16 protein-coding genes are annotated in these 15,231 nt (G+C 71.4%); all 16 read right to left on the reverse strand.

What is annotated here, in order from left to right; genetic code table 11:
- Positions 1 to 10: 10 nt before the first annotated feature.
- The 16 genes from G3M62_RS19850 to G3M62_RS19925 all read right to left on the reverse strand — a co-directional run bounded on the left by G3M62_RS19850 (position 11) and on the right by G3M62_RS19925 (position 15,227).
- Positions 11 to 1,819, reverse strand: coding sequence for a DUF2341 domain-containing protein (locus tag G3M62_RS19850; RefSeq protein ID WP_165190149.1), 1,809 nt, complete (start codon positions 1,817 to 1,819; stop codon positions 11 to 13).
- A gap of 1 nt (position 1,820) precedes the next feature.
- On the reverse strand, positions 1,821 to 3,386 hold the full coding sequence (locus tag G3M62_RS19855; protein WP_165190151.1) for a ShlB/FhaC/HecB family hemolysin secretion/activation protein: 1,566 nt from the start codon (positions 3,384 to 3,386) through the stop codon (positions 1,821 to 1,823).
- A 361-nt stretch (positions 3,387 to 3,747) separates the two neighbouring features.
- Entirely contained in the window at positions 3,748 to 4,752 is a 1,005-nt protein-coding gene (locus tag G3M62_RS19860) for a FecR family protein (RefSeq protein ID WP_343037651.1), read from the reverse strand.
- Between the two features lie 60 nt (positions 4,753 to 4,812).
- Complete coding sequence (locus tag G3M62_RS19865; protein ID WP_165190155.1) at positions 4,813 to 5,343, reverse strand: RNA polymerase sigma factor; 531 nt, start codon at positions 5,341 to 5,343, stop codon at positions 4,813 to 4,815.
- A 106-nt stretch (positions 5,344 to 5,449) separates the two neighbouring features.
- Positions 5,450 to 6,127 carry an energy transducer TonB gene (locus G3M62_RS19870; RefSeq protein WP_165190157.1) on the reverse strand — a complete coding sequence of 226 codons (678 nt, stop codon included), beginning with the start codon at positions 6,125 to 6,127 and terminating at the stop codon, positions 5,450 to 5,452.
- 135 nt (positions 6,128 to 6,262) lie between these two features.
- Positions 6,263 to 7,057, reverse strand: coding sequence for an STN domain-containing protein (locus tag G3M62_RS19875; protein WP_165190159.1), 795 nt, complete (start codon positions 7,055 to 7,057; stop codon positions 6,263 to 6,265).
- 101 nt (positions 7,058 to 7,158) lie between these two features.
- Positions 7,159 to 7,944: a type II secretion system protein GspK gene (locus G3M62_RS19880; RefSeq protein WP_165190161.1), complete on the reverse strand. Its 786-nt coding sequence runs from the start codon at positions 7,942 to 7,944 to the stop codon at positions 7,159 to 7,161.
- Between the two features lie 62 nt (positions 7,945 to 8,006).
- Positions 8,007 to 10,058 (reverse strand): type II secretion system secretin GspD, encoded by a 2,052-nt coding sequence (gspD, locus tag G3M62_RS19885; RefSeq protein WP_165190163.1) that lies wholly within the window; start codon positions 10,056 to 10,058, stop codon positions 8,007 to 8,009.
- Entirely contained in the window at positions 10,055 to 10,558 is a 504-nt protein-coding gene (locus G3M62_RS19890; RefSeq protein WP_165190164.1) for a hypothetical protein, read from the reverse strand. The genes gspD and G3M62_RS19890 overlap by 4 nt, the downstream gene beginning before the upstream one ends.
- A complete protein-coding gene (gspM, locus tag G3M62_RS19895; RefSeq protein WP_165190166.1) occupies positions 10,536 to 11,093 on the reverse strand; it encodes a type II secretion system protein GspM in 558 nt (185 codons plus the stop codon). The genes G3M62_RS19890 and gspM overlap by 23 nt, the downstream gene beginning before the upstream one ends.
- A complete protein-coding gene (locus G3M62_RS19900) occupies positions 11,090 to 12,151 on the reverse strand; it encodes a type IV pilus biogenesis protein PilM (RefSeq protein ID WP_165190168.1) in 1,062 nt (353 codons plus the stop codon). The genes gspM and G3M62_RS19900 overlap by 4 nt, the downstream gene beginning before the upstream one ends.
- Positions 12,148 to 12,783: a prepilin-type N-terminal cleavage/methylation domain-containing protein gene (locus tag G3M62_RS19905; RefSeq protein WP_165190170.1), complete on the reverse strand. Its 636-nt coding sequence runs from the start codon at positions 12,781 to 12,783 to the stop codon at positions 12,148 to 12,150. The genes G3M62_RS19900 and G3M62_RS19905 overlap by 4 nt, the downstream gene beginning before the upstream one ends.
- A gap of 3 nt (positions 12,784 to 12,786) precedes the next feature.
- The gene (locus G3M62_RS19910; protein ID WP_165190172.1) at positions 12,787 to 13,167 is read right to left on the reverse strand and encodes a hypothetical protein; all 381 of its coding nucleotides are present in this window, start codon (positions 13,165 to 13,167) and stop codon (positions 12,787 to 12,789) included.
- Positions 13,164 to 13,583, reverse strand: coding sequence for a pilus assembly FimT family protein (locus G3M62_RS19915; RefSeq protein WP_165190174.1), 420 nt, complete (start codon positions 13,581 to 13,583; stop codon positions 13,164 to 13,166). The genes G3M62_RS19910 and G3M62_RS19915 overlap by 4 nt, the downstream gene beginning before the upstream one ends.
- Positions 13,567 to 14,028: a type II secretion system major pseudopilin GspG gene (gspG, locus tag G3M62_RS19920; RefSeq protein WP_165190176.1), complete on the reverse strand. Its 462-nt coding sequence runs from the start codon at positions 14,026 to 14,028 to the stop codon at positions 13,567 to 13,569. Before gspG ends, G3M62_RS19915 begins: the two co-directional genes overlap by 17 nt.
- Positions 14,025 to 15,227 (reverse strand): type II secretion system F family protein, encoded by a 1,203-nt coding sequence (locus G3M62_RS19925; RefSeq protein ID WP_165190178.1) that lies wholly within the window; start codon positions 15,225 to 15,227, stop codon positions 14,025 to 14,027. The genes gspG and G3M62_RS19925 overlap by 4 nt, the downstream gene beginning before the upstream one ends.
- Positions 15,228 to 15,231 lie beyond the last annotated feature (4 nt).

Genomic DNA, 15,231 nt, shown 5'->3' on the forward strand with positions numbered 1-15,231 from the left:
CTCCGCCGGCCTATTCGGCCGCTTCGGCGTAGGACGCAGCGCTGAAGCGCTCCGAGGCACGCGTGATGAATTCGTCGACGAACACGAGCATGTTCGCCTGGACGGATTTGTTGCGGGTGACGACGTAGTTGTAGCCGAACAGCGACGGGATCGCGACGGCCAGACCCGCGACCGTGGCCAGCAAGGCGGCCGAGATGCCGGGCGCGATGGCGTTGACGTTGACGTCGCCGGCCGCCGCGATCGCCGCGAAGGTGATCATCACCCCGACCACCGTGCCCAGCAGGCCCAGGAACGGTCCGCCGGAGATGGCGATGGTCAGCACCACCAGCGACTTGGCCAGCCGCTGGTTCTCGCGCACCAGGGTGGCGTCCATCAGGGCGCGGATCACCTGGATCGCCTCGGCGCGCAGGATCATCCCGCTCTTGAGATGGCGGCGGGCGATCTCGTCGGCGCCGGCGCGGTAGATGCGGTAGATCGACGAGCTCTCGACGGCCCGGGTCTCCGAGCGCTCCAGGCGTTCGGGATGGGTCAGGGCCAGCAGGTCGTCGCCATGGCGGCGGAACAGCTCGACGAAGCGGTCGTTGGCCGCGTCGACCCGGCCGACATAGACCGACTTGCTCCAGATCACATAGATCGCGGCCGCGCCCATGATCCCGAGGATCGCGATGATCACCCAGGCGTCGACGGTCACCGACTTGACGATCACGCCGAAGGGTCCGAAGCCGAAACCCGACTGCTTTTCATCGCCGGCGAAGGTCGCCAGCTTGGAGTCCTGTCCCTGCGAGACGGCGTCCATGCGGATCAGCGCGGCGGGACGGGCCACCTTCGAGAAGCGCACCTCGTCCACGCCGCCCGCGAAGCCGGACAGGCTCCCGCCGGGCGCGTCGGCGCCGATGGCGACCGGACCGTTCAGGGCCGGCGTCGTGGCCGGACCGGCCACGGCGCTGACGCCGTCGACATAGAGCGTCACCGCGCTGCCGTCGGAGACAGCGGCCAGATGGGTCCACTTGCCCGTCCCGACCGGCGCGGGCGCGACCAGGCGCTGGCCCGAGACCTCGACGAACGGCGCGCCGTCCTGCAGGCCGAGCACGACACCCTGCCCGCCGTCGCGGCGGGCGACCAGGGCGACCTGGCCGGTGATCGCGTCGGGCCGGGCCCAGGCGCTGATCGTGAACGGCGCGCCGGCCGCCACGGCCAGCAAGGGCGAGGCGTTGACCATCATCGGCGCCTGGCCGTCGAAACGGCCGCCTCTGCCGATCACCGAGCCTTCGTCGGTCGCCGAGGGCGCGCTCAGGGCGTTGTTGCCGTTGGCGGTCTTGTCCTTGGGCGCCACGCCGTTGGCGCCGTCGAAGTGAAAGACGGCCGCATAGTCGGCGTCGAAGGTGCCGGCGGTGTCGACCGCGGCGGGCGCGGCCTTGTTGCCGTAGTACATCCAGATGGTGCGGCTGGCGCCGACCGGGAATTCCGGAACGTCGACCCAGACCAGGGCCACGCCCAGCAGCGGGTCGAAGCTTTCGATGTGATAGGCCAGCGGCGTCTTGTCGTCGGCGGCCACGAAACGCAGGTCCGCGCCGTTGTCGGCCGAATCCTCGAAGTGGAAGTTGCCGCTGTGCAGGCGCAGCAGCAGCGGCGCGCGGCCTACGGCGCCGTTGATCGGCGCGCCCTTGGCCGTGGTGTCGATATCGACCTGGACCCGATAGGACCAGTGCTTGTCCCACCAGGCCAGGGCGCCGGTCGGAACCGCCGACGCGATGGCGGCCAGCAGGGCCGCGAAGACGAAGCCTTTGAGAACACCCTTTCGGGATTGCGCGCCGCGCATCTTAGAACTCCGCTTTCAGGCTGAATGAGAAGTACGGACGGCCATCGGTGCGATTGGACCCGTTCCGCAGGGGGAAGGCGGCGACGACGTCGCCGTGCAGACGTTTGAGAAGCTGGACGCGCGTGCCCAGGCCGGCGCTGTAGAGGAAGAACTCCTCCTGCTGTTCGGCCAGGGGCTGCAGCACCCAGGCGCCGGCGCCGTCGAGGAAGCCGTAGACCCGCCAGCTCTCCACCAGGCCGGGCGCGGTGTAGAGCGTCGGGCTTTGCACCTCGACCGAGCCGAAGACGCCGCCGTCGCCGACGGCCTCGGCCGACAGATAGCCGCGCACGCTGGTCAGGCCGCCGATGGCGAACTGCTCGGCCGACGGCAGGGGCGTGTCGCTGACCTGGCCGGAGAAGCGGAAGGTCGCGTCGAAGCCCCGGCCCAGCGGCCGTTCGTGTTCAAGATCCAGGTTCAGGTGGATGAAGTTGGCCCGCGCGTCGCCGCGCCGCGCCCTGAAGCCGTCGTCGTGATCGCCGAACCCGCGGATGTTGGCCGTGACGGCAACGGTCGCCGTGGTGTTGGACTCGGCCTGGCGCCGCCAGGTGTAGGCCCCGTTCAGAGGCCAGTACTCGATCTGCCCCGAACTGACCTCGGCGGTCTCCAGGCGCACGAACTCGAAGTACTTCTTGTAGTCGAGGCCGCCGGAGAAGCTCTGGCTGATCGCGCCCGACGACGGGAACTGGTGGATCAGCCGCGCGCCGACCGTGGTGCCCTTGCCCAGCACCGAAACGCCGCCGAGCGTGGCCACGTCGCTGTTGGAGTGGAAGCCGTAGAGCAGGCCCGTCAACGACGTGCCCCAGATCGGCGCCACGTAGGAGCCGGCATAGACCTCGGTGTCCGACTGGCGCTCCGGCGCGACCTGGTAGGTCGCCGACAGGCTGTGACCGCGCTGCCAGAGATTGTCGTAGCGCAGGTTGGCCGACAGCCGCAGCGGCTTGGTGAAGGCGCTGTGGTCGTTGTTGAGCTCAAGGCTGCCGTGAACCGGCTGCTCCTCGGTCACCTGCAGGTCGACATCGACCGTGCCCGGCGCGACGCCGGCGCGGATAATGGGGGTGACCTGACGATCCGGCAGGCGGTTGGCCGCGGTGATCTGGGCCTGGGCCGCGTCGAGGTCCGGCACCTGCCCCTCGGTCAGGGCCGGCAGTTCGTCCTTCAAGCGGTCCATCGAGTGATATTTGGAGCCCACCACCCGCAGGCGGCCGATCGGGGCCTCGACCACGTGCAGGCGAACGACGCCGTCGGAGACGCTCTGCCGGGGCACCTCGACGACGACCGTCTGGAAGCCCTTGGCGTGATAGGCCTCCTCCAGCGCCTTCTGGGCGGCCGTCACGTCGCTGCGCGTCCGCCCGGGCCCCATGAACGGATAGATCGCGTTCTCGAGCGAAACCTGGTCGAGCACCGTGTTGCCGTCGACGTCGATGGCCTGGATGTCGAAGGTGGGCTCAGCCTGCGCGGCGTCCTGCGCCAGCGCCGCGCCGCTCCAGGCGCCCAACAGGCAGGCGGTCGCGACGACCTTCAGGCCCACGCAGGCAAGCTCGGACGCCGCCAAGGGCGTCCGACGACGTGAGCGCCACGCGCTCCCGAAAAACGACGTCTTCGCAGACAAAGACCAGCCCCCGAACCCAATTCGTCAAGACAGATACAAGTACAGTCGCGCACCAGGCGCGGATCAATTCGAGGAATCGCGATGTCTACTAAGATATCGTCGGAACTGACGCGTCCAACATTCGCACCATCCGTGCATTGACGAATGGATTCACACACAGCGAATGTCAGGTCGCGCCGATTACCGACGTCCCCGTTTGTGTTGGAGACAACTGAGCGCCGAGCGATGCGACAAGATTTTAGATGAACTTTTTGCGTCAAAAAGCGGCGCTGGAGACGACTCAGCGCAGCAGCACAACCCCACCGGGCAGGTCGACGAGCCGCGCGCCAGTCAGATCACGGATCTGCTCGATCGCGCCCTGGATCTGGTCGATGCGGAAGACGCCGTAGACCGGGCGCCGGGCCAGGCTGTCGCCGACCAGGAAGATCTTTCCGGTGCGATAGCGGTTCAGTTCGTCGACGACGTTCTGCAGCGGCGTGTCGCGGAAGATCAGCAGGCCTTTTTGCCAGGCCGAGGTCACCGCGGTGTCGACCGCCTCGGTCGCGCGCAGCTGATGATCGGCGTAGCGCACCTGTTCGCCGGCCGCCAGGAGAACGCGGGCCTCGCCGCGCTGGACCTCGGCCTCGCCGGCCAGGCAGGTGACGCAGACCTCGCCGGCCTGGTTGCGGATGTTGACCTGGCCGCGCCGCACCAGGGTGCGGCCGTCGGCGGCGGCCACGACGAACGGGTCCGACGCGCGGTCGCTGCTGATCAGGGCCTCGCCGGTCTTGAGTTCGACGCCCGACCGCCGGCCCAGCCACGCCACGCTGGTGCGGGTGTTGAGCTCCATCGTCACGCCCGGGGTCACCGCGGCGGTGCGCCGCTCGCCCACGCCGGTGCTGTAGTCGGAGGTCAGGGCGGCCAAGCCGCCGGTCAGCAGATCCGAGCGAACCACGACCATGTAGCTGGCGGCGGTCGCGGCGGCCGCGCCGCCGCCGATCAGCAAGGCGCGACGCCCCGGGTCGACACGACCGCGCGCGGCGCCCCGATCACGGCGCGCTCCGGCCCGCGGCGGGACCGCCGGCGCGGCGTCTCGCACCTGCACGGCGCGGCGCACCATGCGTCGCAGACGCACGACATCGGCGAACGCCGCCTCGTGCGCCGGGCTTTGTCCGCGCCAGAGCTTGAAAGCGTCCGCCTCGTCCGTGGTCATGGCGCCCGACAACAGCCGATTCAGCCACGCCAACGCTTGGGATGTCGGCCGATCAGCTTCGGCGTCGTGTGTCGGGTCGCTCATCAGCGTCATGGTTCGGTCAAGGGAGCTCGCCCCGGAAAGAGGTGAACGGCACTTTAGAGACAATCAACGTCAGGATTCGCGACGTTGAGAATGATCTTTTTCTTTCCAGAAGCGCCGGATGTGCTCGGTGGCCAGTTCCAGCTCGCGCTGAATGGTCCGTAAATGCACGCCGTGCGTGGTCGCGAGGGTGGCGTGCGGCACGTTGTCGCCCCACGACGCCTCGAAGATCGCGCGGCGTCGGGGCGGCATTTCCGCGAGCACGCGGATCAGCTGGGCGATCTCGGACCGTCCCTCGGCGATCTGGGCCGGATCGGGCGTGTCGTCGGGTATGCCGATCAAGGCCTCGGCCTCCGAAAATGTCAGGTAGCGGCCTTCGACCTTGCGCCGGTTCTTGGCGATGTTGATGGCCGTGCGGAACAGATAGGCGTCGAGATTGCGCACCGGCTCGGTGGGATCGGTGCGCTGCAGGCGCAGGAACGTTTCGTGGACGGCCTCGCGCGCGAGATCGGCCGACCCCAACCGGCGGGTCAGGCGACGGACGAAATCGTCATACCGGTCCAGCAGGCGTTCCCGCAGACCGGCCCAACTGGAATCGGACATCAGGTCTTGTCCCAACGCATGGGCTCGCCGGCGCCGAAGCCCCGTCGTACGCGCCCGCATTCACTAAACCGCCGGGTGATGGCCCCCAAGAGATCCTCGATACGCCCTAGGATGGGTTGAAGGAGACGGGCAACTGCACCGTCAGCGGCGAAGGCAGGCCCGCGGGAACATGCGGCATCGGCTGGGCGCGCAGCACCGTGGCCATGGCCTCGTTGTCCAGGGACTCGAAGCCGGAACTGGCCTTGACCCACACGCCCACGACGTTGCCGTCCTGGTCGACCCGGAAGATCAGCTGGGTGACGCCACGGGCGGCGACCGCCTCGGCCTGGGCCGGATAGCGGCGGAAAGGCTGGATGTGGGCCAGGAGACGCGCGCGATAGTCCGAACCCGAGACCGCGGCCGAAGCCGTCGACACGGCCTGCAGGCCCTGGGCGGCCTGCGCGCTCTGTTCGCGCGGGCCGCGGTCGCCGATCGCCTCGGCCGGGGGCGCGGCGGCCTCGCCCGTCTGGCCGACCGGCCCGATCCGGTCGGGCCGCTCCTGCGCCACGGGCTGGTCGACGGCGGGCGTCGGCGCCAGGGCGGGCGCGGCCCGGGCCTGCTCGCTCGACACCAGGGTGACCTGGACCGAACCCGGCCCCTCGGCGCCGGCCGCCGCCATCGGCCCCGCCGGAACTCGCGCCAGGATCAGCGCCGCGCCGACCACATGCAGCAACAGGGAACCGGCGACGGCCAAGATGTTGGGATGCCGGCGAAAATAGCGCAGCCGCGAAACCACTCTTGTCATCGCCCCTAATGCGTCGGGTCTCCCGCGTCCTTTCCAGCTGGACGCTGGAGCATGGGAGCCGATCACGATGAACAATCTAGGGTGTCATCGTAAAGGTAGCATGACAGAATCCCTGCCCTCAATCCGCGCGTTCAGTCAGGCTCCCGGACGGGACCGAACGACCAGGACCACGGGCTGGGGCAGGCCCTCGGGCGGCGGGCTGTCGATCACGACCCGGCCGACGATGGTGGTGATCGCCTGGTCGCGATCGGGATCGCCGGTCGAGTCCTCGGCCACCAGCCGGTCGATCGCGCCGGACGGGGCGATCCAGAGCTTCAGGGTCAGGCGGTAGCGTCCGGCGGCCAGGTCGCGGTCGCCGGCCAGGGCCTGATGCACCGCGCCGCGCACGAGGCCGCCATAGAGCTTCAAGTCCAGTCGCTCGCCCTCGGCGGCCGGGACGGCGGCCTCGCCGCGCACCTCCAGCGTGTCGAGCGACAGCATGGTCGACCGGTCGCTCGGCGCCGGGCCGAAGTCGGCCGGCGGAGCCTTGCCGACGTCCGGCCGCAGGACGACGCTGTCGTCGTGGCTGAAGACCGCCGCCAGGCCGGTGCCAGCCAGCAGGGCGCGGAGCGCCGCCTCGCGCGTATAGAGGCCCACGACCCCCGGCGAGCGCAGGCCCTCGCCCCGGGGACGATCGTAGAGCACCTGCACGCCGGTCGCCAACGCATAGGCCTCGATCGCCGCGCTGAGGGGACGGGCCGAGATGTCGAAGCGGATCGGGGCCTCGCGCGGCGCCACCGGAACCGGCGCCTGGGCCAGGGACACGGCCGGGGCGAGCAGCAGCCAGGCGCCGACGGCTAGCGCGGGGCGCCAGCCGGCGCGAGGCGCGGCGGGCGCGGGCCGCCGTCCATCAGAGGCGCTGGGCGGCCTGGCTGTCGCGCGCGTGGGCATGGAAAGGGTCAGAGGCTCCCGCGCGGGCTCAGCGCGACGTCGATCCACGTCCTACACTACCATCGGCGCGTCGCAACTCCAGCCACGCCGGCGCCGACCGATCAGTCCAGCGCCCGCAGCCAGTACGGGGTATCCCGCCGGCCGGTGAACTCGATGATCGCGGCCCGCCGGAAGACCCCGCCCTGGGTGTCGCGCGCCACGATCCGCACGGTGACCGGACGGCCGACATAGCTGACCGAGCCGGCCTCCAGCGCCGTGCGTTGGCCGGCCAGTTCGCGCTGGCGAATGATCGTGTCCACGCCCCCGGAGTCGCTCGACGACATCACGCTCATCGCCAGCGGGTCGGCGTTGCGGGCTTCGAACGCCCCGCTCGCGCCCCAGAACAGGGTCAGGGACGGCGCGATCCGCGCCAGCAGCGCCGGGTCCATGCCGTCCAGCTCGGCCAGCTCGCCGACGGTGCGCATGGCGCTCCATCGCGGGCGGACGCCCCGGCGCGCGTAATAGAGCAGCCCACCGTCGACCCGTTCGCCGTTGTCGCGCCAGTCCATCGCGCTGTCGACCAGCCGGTCCAGGCGCGCGCCCGACGCGCCGCCGGCCTGGAACAGTCGTCGCCATTGCGTTTCGGTCAGGCTGTTCAGCGACGCCTTCCCGCGCTCATCCTCTATGGTCATGGTCACCTCCGCGCCGCCGAGGTCCAGGCGGCGGGGACGACCGTCGGCCGACCACCGGGCGGCGGCGCTTTCGGCCCCCAGTCCGTGGACGGCCGTGGCCAGGCCCGCGTCGGCGGCCGCCTCCAGCCGCGCCGTCCGCATCGCCGCGTCCGCCCCCGCCAGCGCGCCTCGGTCGGCGGCAAGGACGGCGAAGGCGATATAGGAAAAGATCAGCACACTGATTATAGCCGAGACCAGGGCGAAACCTTCCCGCCTCCCTCCCCTGGCGCCGGCCGTTCTCATGGCACGAACTTGGGCGGCTGGGGCGCGATCGAACGGATCTTCTCGCGCAGTTCGTCGGTCACCGCCTGGATGTCGGCGCTGTTGCGCACCACGTGCGGGGTCAGCATGACCAGCAGCTCGGTGCGCTCGCGCTTGTTGTCGCGCGACCCCGCCAGCGCGCCCAGCACCGGGATCGCGCTGATCAGCGGGACCCCGTCGCGCAACTTGCGATTATTGTCCCGGATCAGGCCGCCCAGGGCGATCGTCTGGCCGTCCTGGATGGCGACCGAGGTGGCGATCTTGCGCACCGAGATGGTCGGGGAGTCGATCGTCGAGCTGGAGGTGGTCGAGACATCGCTGACCTCCTGGGCGATGTCGAGCAGCACCAGGCCGCCGCTGTTGACCCGGGGCGTGATCTTCAGCAGCACGCCGGTGTCGCGATAGTCGATGGTGCTGATCACCGAGCTGTTGTTGAGGGCCGAGCCCGTCGAGATCGGCACCTGGTCGCCGACCTCCAGCGAGGCGGTCTGGTTGTTGAGCACCATCAGGTTCGGCGACGACAGGATCTCGACCTGGGTGACGCTCGAAAGCGCCGTCAGGGTCGCGGCCACCGACCCGCTGTTGAGGAAATAGGCAAAGCCCGGGAAGTTGGGCGCGGCGTCCTCGGTCTTGCCCTGAGTGAGCACGCCCCGGTCGTTGCCGTTGCGGAAGAACCACTGGCTGCCGTAGCGCAGGGCGTTGTTCAGCGACACCTCGGTGATCATCGCCTCGATCACCACCTGGGCGGGGGCGACGTCGAGCTTGCGCATCGCGTCCTCGATCAGGGCGTATTCGCGCGGCGTGGCGTAGGCCACCACGGCGTTGTTGGTCTCGTCGGCGGTCAGGATCAACCCGTCGCCGTCGCCCGTCGCGATATCGGCCCTCGGCTCCGGCGCCGGCGACTGTCCCGGCAGGCTCGCGACCCTGGCGGGGGTGTTCAGCGGCGTCTCGGATGACTGGACGCCGAACCGGTCGCGCCCGCCGCCCCGGTCGGACACGCCCGATAGCGAGGCCGAGCGCCCGAAGGCCGAGGCCATCACCTTGGCCAGATCGGAAGCCCGGCCGTTCTGCACGCGATAGACGAACAGGCGGCGCTCGGCCGACTGGCCTTCGCGGTCCAGCACCTCGACCCATCGCCGCACGTCGTCCAGGTACTGCGGCTGGGACGAGATCGCCACCAGGCCGTTCAGCTTGTCCATGGCGATCAGCCTGACCCGCCCCGCCATCGGCGAGTCCGGGGCGTTGATCAGCTTGTTCAGGTCGGGGGCGATGAGGCGGGCGTCGGTGTTCTTGGGCACGAACAGGCCAAAGCTCATGCCCTTGAGCCAGTCGACGTCGAACTGCTGGATCAGGTCGCGCACGCCGCGTCTCTGGCCGGCGGTGCCCGACAGGACCAAGGTGTTGCTGGCCGGATCGACCGAGGTGATGACCCCGGGCGCGATGGGGTCCAGCAGGGTCTTCAGGGCGGCGGGACCGGCGAAGCGCAGCTGGACCGTCTCGGTCCCGAAGCCCCACTGCTCGGTGATGGCCGTGCCGCCCTGGGCGCGCGCGTCGCTCAGGCTGACGATGGTCCTGACGCCGCCCTGCATGACCAGGGCCAGTCCGGCGTTGCGCAGGGCCTCCTCGGCGGCGGGTTGCACGTCCGCCCGGGCGATCGGCCGGGGCGTCACCAGAGTCACCGTTCCGGACGCCGACGACGCCACCCCGTAGGGCACGCCCAGGATGTCGCCGAAGACCGACTTGGCGAACTCGCGCACGCCGACGCCCGGCAGGTTCAGGGTCACCGGTCCCGGCGCGGGCTCGGATGTCCGGACCACGGCCGAACGGGGCGGGGCGGCGGCCTCGCCGCGCAGGATGGTCGATCGCACCTGGGGCTCGACCGCCAGGTCGGGCGCCGACGCCGCGGGGGCCTGTCCGGAGACGGAGCGCGGCGCGGCCGGAGCGCGCGGCGGCGGCGACGTCGTGGCGCAGCCAGCCAGGACCAGCGCCGAGCACGAGGCGGAGAGGAACGTGCGGAAACGGCGGATCATGGTCGGTTTTCCTGGATTGCCGACGCCCCGGGAGCCGGGGCGGTGGGGGCCGCGCCGATCAGCGCGGTGAAGCGGCCGCCCGGTCCGTTGAAGGCGGCGCTCCCCGCGCCCACCCCCACTAGCCGCCAGCCGCGCCAGGTCTCGCCCAGCCGCACGACTTGGGCCGCGCCGTCCGAGCCCTTGATCACGGCGCTGCCGCTGCGGCGGTCGCTGACCACGCCGAGCAGGGTCGGGCGAGCGTCGTCGGGGGTCGCCGTTCCATGCTCGCCGCCGGCGGCCAGGGAGCGGCGATCCGGCGAGAACAGCGGCGCGCCCAGCACGGCGGGGTAGTCCGGCACGGGCGCGGCCGCCAGGCCGCGCGGGACGCGCATCGGCGGCGCCGCGCCGGGAGGGAACTCGGTCCCGACCGGCCAGAGCACCTGCGCGGCCAGGCCGCCCAGCAAGGCCAGGCACAGCAGGGCCGGGGTCAGCTCGCCGCTAGCGGACCGGGGCGACAGCATGGCGAGCCGAAATCTGGAGCCGGACGCCGAGCGGACCCGGCCGACTTGTTCGGATGGACTGCTCGGCGTCGATCGAAGCGTAGTCGACGACGACATAGGGCGTGTCATTTTCAATTTGCCTCAGGCTCGCGTTCAGTTGCGTCAGCGTCATCGTGGCGTCGGCGCGGACGCTGACCCAGCCGGGCGGCACGTCGGCCCTCACCGCCTCGGCGGCGCTGACCGTCCCGCCCGCCTGGGTCAGTTCGGCCACCAGCCGCTGCTTGAGCGCCTCGACCGCCGCCGCCTCGTCGGGCGCGGTGATCCGGTACAGCCGACCCGAGCGTCGTTGTTCGGCCAGGGTCGCGCGCACGGCGGGCAACGAGGCCAGCAGCCGCTGGTCGCGCTCATGCCGGGCCAGCGCGGCCGCCCGCCGCTCGTCGCGAGCCTCGAACCCGTTCAGGACGGGCCGGACCAGGCCCAGCCAGGCCAGGCCCACCAGGCCCGCCAGCACGCCGACCGCGACCAGCCGACGCTCACGGGGCGACAGGGGCTTCATCGGGCCGCCCTCGCCTGGCGCGACCCGGAGGCGGCGTCGGCGATCACGTCGAACGGCTCGACGCCGGTCGTGGTCTGCGTCGGCATGTCGGTCAGCAACGAGCGGGGATTGGCCAGGGCCCGCGTGTTGCGCAGGGCCTCCGTCACCTCGCCGTCGGGCGTCTTGAAGCCGACGACGCGGACGACGTGGCCGTTCCACTCCAAGCGGTGCGCCCACTGACTGGAGGGCAGCGCCTTGGACAGGGCGTCGATGATCCGCAGGGGTTCGTTCTGCGACCGCCGCGTCAGCAGCGCCAGGCGCACCGTCCGCTCGGCGTTGGCGGCGTCGCGGATCCGGGCGGCGGCGGCGGCGCGCGGCGCCTCGTCCTCGATCGCCGCCTCCAGTCGCAGCACGTCGCGCACGTCCATCAGCACGGCGACCAGCACGTTCAGGACCACCAGCGTCGCGCAAGCGCTCCACCACAGCGTCAGCCGCCGGGAGCCCGAGCCGCCGCCCTGGTCGGCGCGAATGGCGGGCATGAAGTCGAACAACGCCTCGCCGTCGCCGCCCTCGGCCCCGAAGCGGTCGATCTCCAGGCCCATGGCCCGCGCCTGGTCCAGGGCATCCAGGGCCTTGTCGCGCGGGATCACCGCCAGCCGCACCCGCACGCGGTCCGCCGGGTCCGCGAGGGCCGCGACCGGGGCGTCGAAATAGACCGCCTGGGCCGGGAACGGGGTGAAGCGGTCCATGTTCGCCGCCAGCATCCGGCGCAGATCGGCGCGCGACAGGCGAGGCAGGTCGAGGTCGCGCACCAGCACGGCGTCGGCCGGCAGCACCAGGTCGGCCCGCCAGCCGGCGGTCGGCGACGGCGGCCGCGCCTGGGTCGGGCGGCCGTCGCGATGCAGTTGCAGACTTCCGTCGCGATCAGGGCGCGCGCTCCAGCGCGCCCGTCGCCGCAGGCTCCGCCGGTAGCGGGCCGGCAGCAGGGTCGACAGCTCGTCGACCCACCAGGAGACGCCCGCGGCGATCCAGCGGCCAACGGTCCCGAGGTCGGCGTCCAGGATGTTGCGCGACGTCATCGGCCGCTGCACCCGCCGGTGGCGACCACCAGGATGCACTCTGAATCCATGTCGGCGAACGGATGGACCACCAGGTCGGGCCACCGCGCCCCGTCCTGGGCGAGCTCCAGCCTGATACGCACCAGCGACGGCATGCGCGGGCGCTGGCGCCAGCGCGATCGCCAGCGCGGGGCAGGATCGGGCTCGATCGCGCCGAAATAGCCGATGTCCAGCGAGCGGACGCCGCGCAGCACCACCTCCCGCCGCTGCGGCCGGGTCTGGTCCAGCGCCACGTCGCTAAGCGACTCCAGCACCAGGTCGCCGTTGGCGTCGAGCACCAGGCCGTAGCGGCGCAGCGCCCCGGGGCCTTCGCGGTCGGACGGCGGCGCCAGGAAGACCAGCCGGGCGGAGTCGCCGTCGAAGTCGGGACCGGCCGGGTGAAGGTCGTAGCGGGTGGCGGGCCAGGCGTGCTGCAGGCGCTCGCGCAACACGTCCTGGGCGGCCTCGATCGCCTCGTCGTGCGTGGTGGACCGGTCCATCCGTGTCCAGGCGGCGCTGGACCCCGACAGCCCGGCCAGCAGCATCACGCCCAGCAGGCCCATGACGCCCAGGGCCACCAGCAACTCGATCAGGGTGTAGCCCGCGCGCCGCATGGATCAGACCCCGGCCGCCAGCCGGCGGCTGGCCAGGGTGACGGCGGCGCGGTCCCGGCCGGGCGCCCGTACGTCGACGTCGACGCAGTAGAGCCGCCCCGCCGCGCTGTCGGCGGAAGCCGCGTCCGGACAGCGGGCGACGGCGATCCGCCAGACGTAGCCGTTCTCCTCGCCCGCCACCACGCCCTCGGCCAGCGGCGTGGAAAAGCCGACCTCGGCCAGCCCCGAGCGCGCGATCATCAGGGCCGTGCGGCGAGCCTCGACGATCCGGTGGCGCATCAGGCTGTCCTCGATCGTGCGCAGCACGCCGACCAGGACCAGGGCCACGATCGCGGTCGCGACCAGGGCCTCGACCAGCACCGAACCTTCGCGGCGGCCGGTCATGCGCCCGGCTCCAGCACGCCCGTCAGGGGGGCGACCGCGATGTCGAGACCGCGCCGCCCGTCGGTCAGCCGCAGGCGACCGCCGACCGAAGAGCCGTCCGGAAAGAAGCTGGTGCGCGCGCTGGGCGCCGACAGGCGCAGGTCGCCGATCAGCACGCGGCGCGGCCCCGGCGTCCAGCCGTAGGCCGCGCCGTCCTCGGCCACCATCAGATCCACCCGGGCGCCGCTCGTCCGCGCCTGGGCCCGCGCCATGCGCAGATCGGCGCGCAGGCCGGCGGCCGCCTGCTGGAAGGCGACGCTGGCCAGGCCGGCGCGCAGCTCGGGATAGGCGATCGCGCCGATCATGACCGTGATGGCGATCACGACCATGGCCTCGATCAACGCGATCCCGGCCCGCCGGTCACCAGTTGCCGACATCTTTGGCCTCCTGGGCGCCGCCCTCGGCGTTGTCGGAGCCCAGGCTGTAGATGTCGGCCGCGCTCTTCTGCCCGGGAATGCGGTAGAGGTAGGGGCGCTGCCAGGGGTCCTTCAGGCCGTCAGCCTTCTTCAGGTACGGCCCGTTCCAGCCGGACGCGGTGGACGGCGCGGCGACCAGCGCGTTGAGGCCCTCCTCCTGGGTGGGATATCGGCCCACATCGACCTGGAACAGCTCCAGGGCCGACTGGATGTTCTGAATCTGCACCTTGGCGGTCTGGCTGCGCGACGAGCCCAGATACTTGAGCACCTGGGGCGCGACGATCGCGGCCAGCAGCGCCATGATCGCCAGCACCACCAGCAGCTCCAGCAACGAGAAGCCGCCACGGCGGGCCGTGTCGACGGCGGACGGGAACGCGCGGCGGCGGGTGTGGAGAGGCTGGGTCATGATGCGAGGGCCATATCGTTGAAGCCAAGGATGGCGGACATGATGGAGGCGATGATCCCGCCCACGACGACGCCCATCACGATGGTGATGACGGGGGTCAGCAGGGCGACGAACCGCTCGAGCGCGTGGCGCACGTCGCGGTCGAGCACGTCGGCGAGGCGGCCCAGCATCTGGGGCAGCTGAGCGGTCTCTTCGCCGGTGCGCAGGAAGCTGATCGCCACGGTCGGGAACAGGCCCGTGGCCGCCAGGGGACGGGTCAGGCCGCCGCCCTCCTTGAGGCCCGTCGTCACGCGTTCGACGGCGGCGGCCATGTGGCTGTTGCTCAACGAGCGGCGGGCGATGGCCAGGGCCGCGGGCAGCGGCACGCCGCCCTCGACCAGGCTGCCCAGCACACGGGCCAGGCGCGAGGTTTCGGCCGACTTGATCAGCGGCCCCAGATACGGCGCGCGCAAAAGGACCCGGTCCAGCGCCAGGCGCACGGACGGCCGCTTCAGCCACCGCCACAGCCCGACCGACACCACCGTACCGACCAGCAGCACGGCCAGGCCGTAGTCTCGCACCGCATGGCTGGCGGCCATGACGATGCGGGTCGGCAGCGGCAGGTGGGCGGCGTTGTCGGAGAACAAGCCCTCGAACTGCGGCACCACGAACAGCAGCATCATCAGGATCACGGCGGTCGTGACCCCGCCCAGCAGGATCGGATAGACCATCGACGAGGCCACGACCTGGCGCAGGGCTTCGGCGCGGTCCAGGGTCTCGGCCAGGCGGGTCAGGGCCACGGCCAGGCGACCGTCGGCCTCGCCGGCCTCGACCATCGCGCAGGCCATCGGCGAGAACAGCGTGGGGGCCTCGGCCATGGCCCGCGACAGGGGCGCGCCCTCCTTGACCCGCTTCTGCAGCTGGAGCAGCGCGGCCTTCAGCGCCGGATCGACGGCGTTTTCCACGCAGACGGCCAGGCCCCGTTCCAGCGGCAGGCCGGCGTTCAGCAGCACCGCCAGTTCGCCCACCACATTGACCAGCGCCCGCCGCGCGGCCGCGCCCGGGGCCTTGGCCGGACGGGTCGCGGCCTCGGCGGCGTCGATCGGCGTCAGGCCCGACTGGCGCAGGCGGTTCATCGCCTCGTCGCGCGTGGCGACCATGATCACGCCCGACTTCAGCTCGCCCGTCGGCGACAGCGCCCGGTAGGAGAAGGCGGCCATGGCC

The organism is Caulobacter soli, from assembly GCF_011045195.1.
Lineage (GTDB): Bacteria > Pseudomonadota > Alphaproteobacteria > Caulobacterales > Caulobacteraceae > Caulobacter > Caulobacter soli.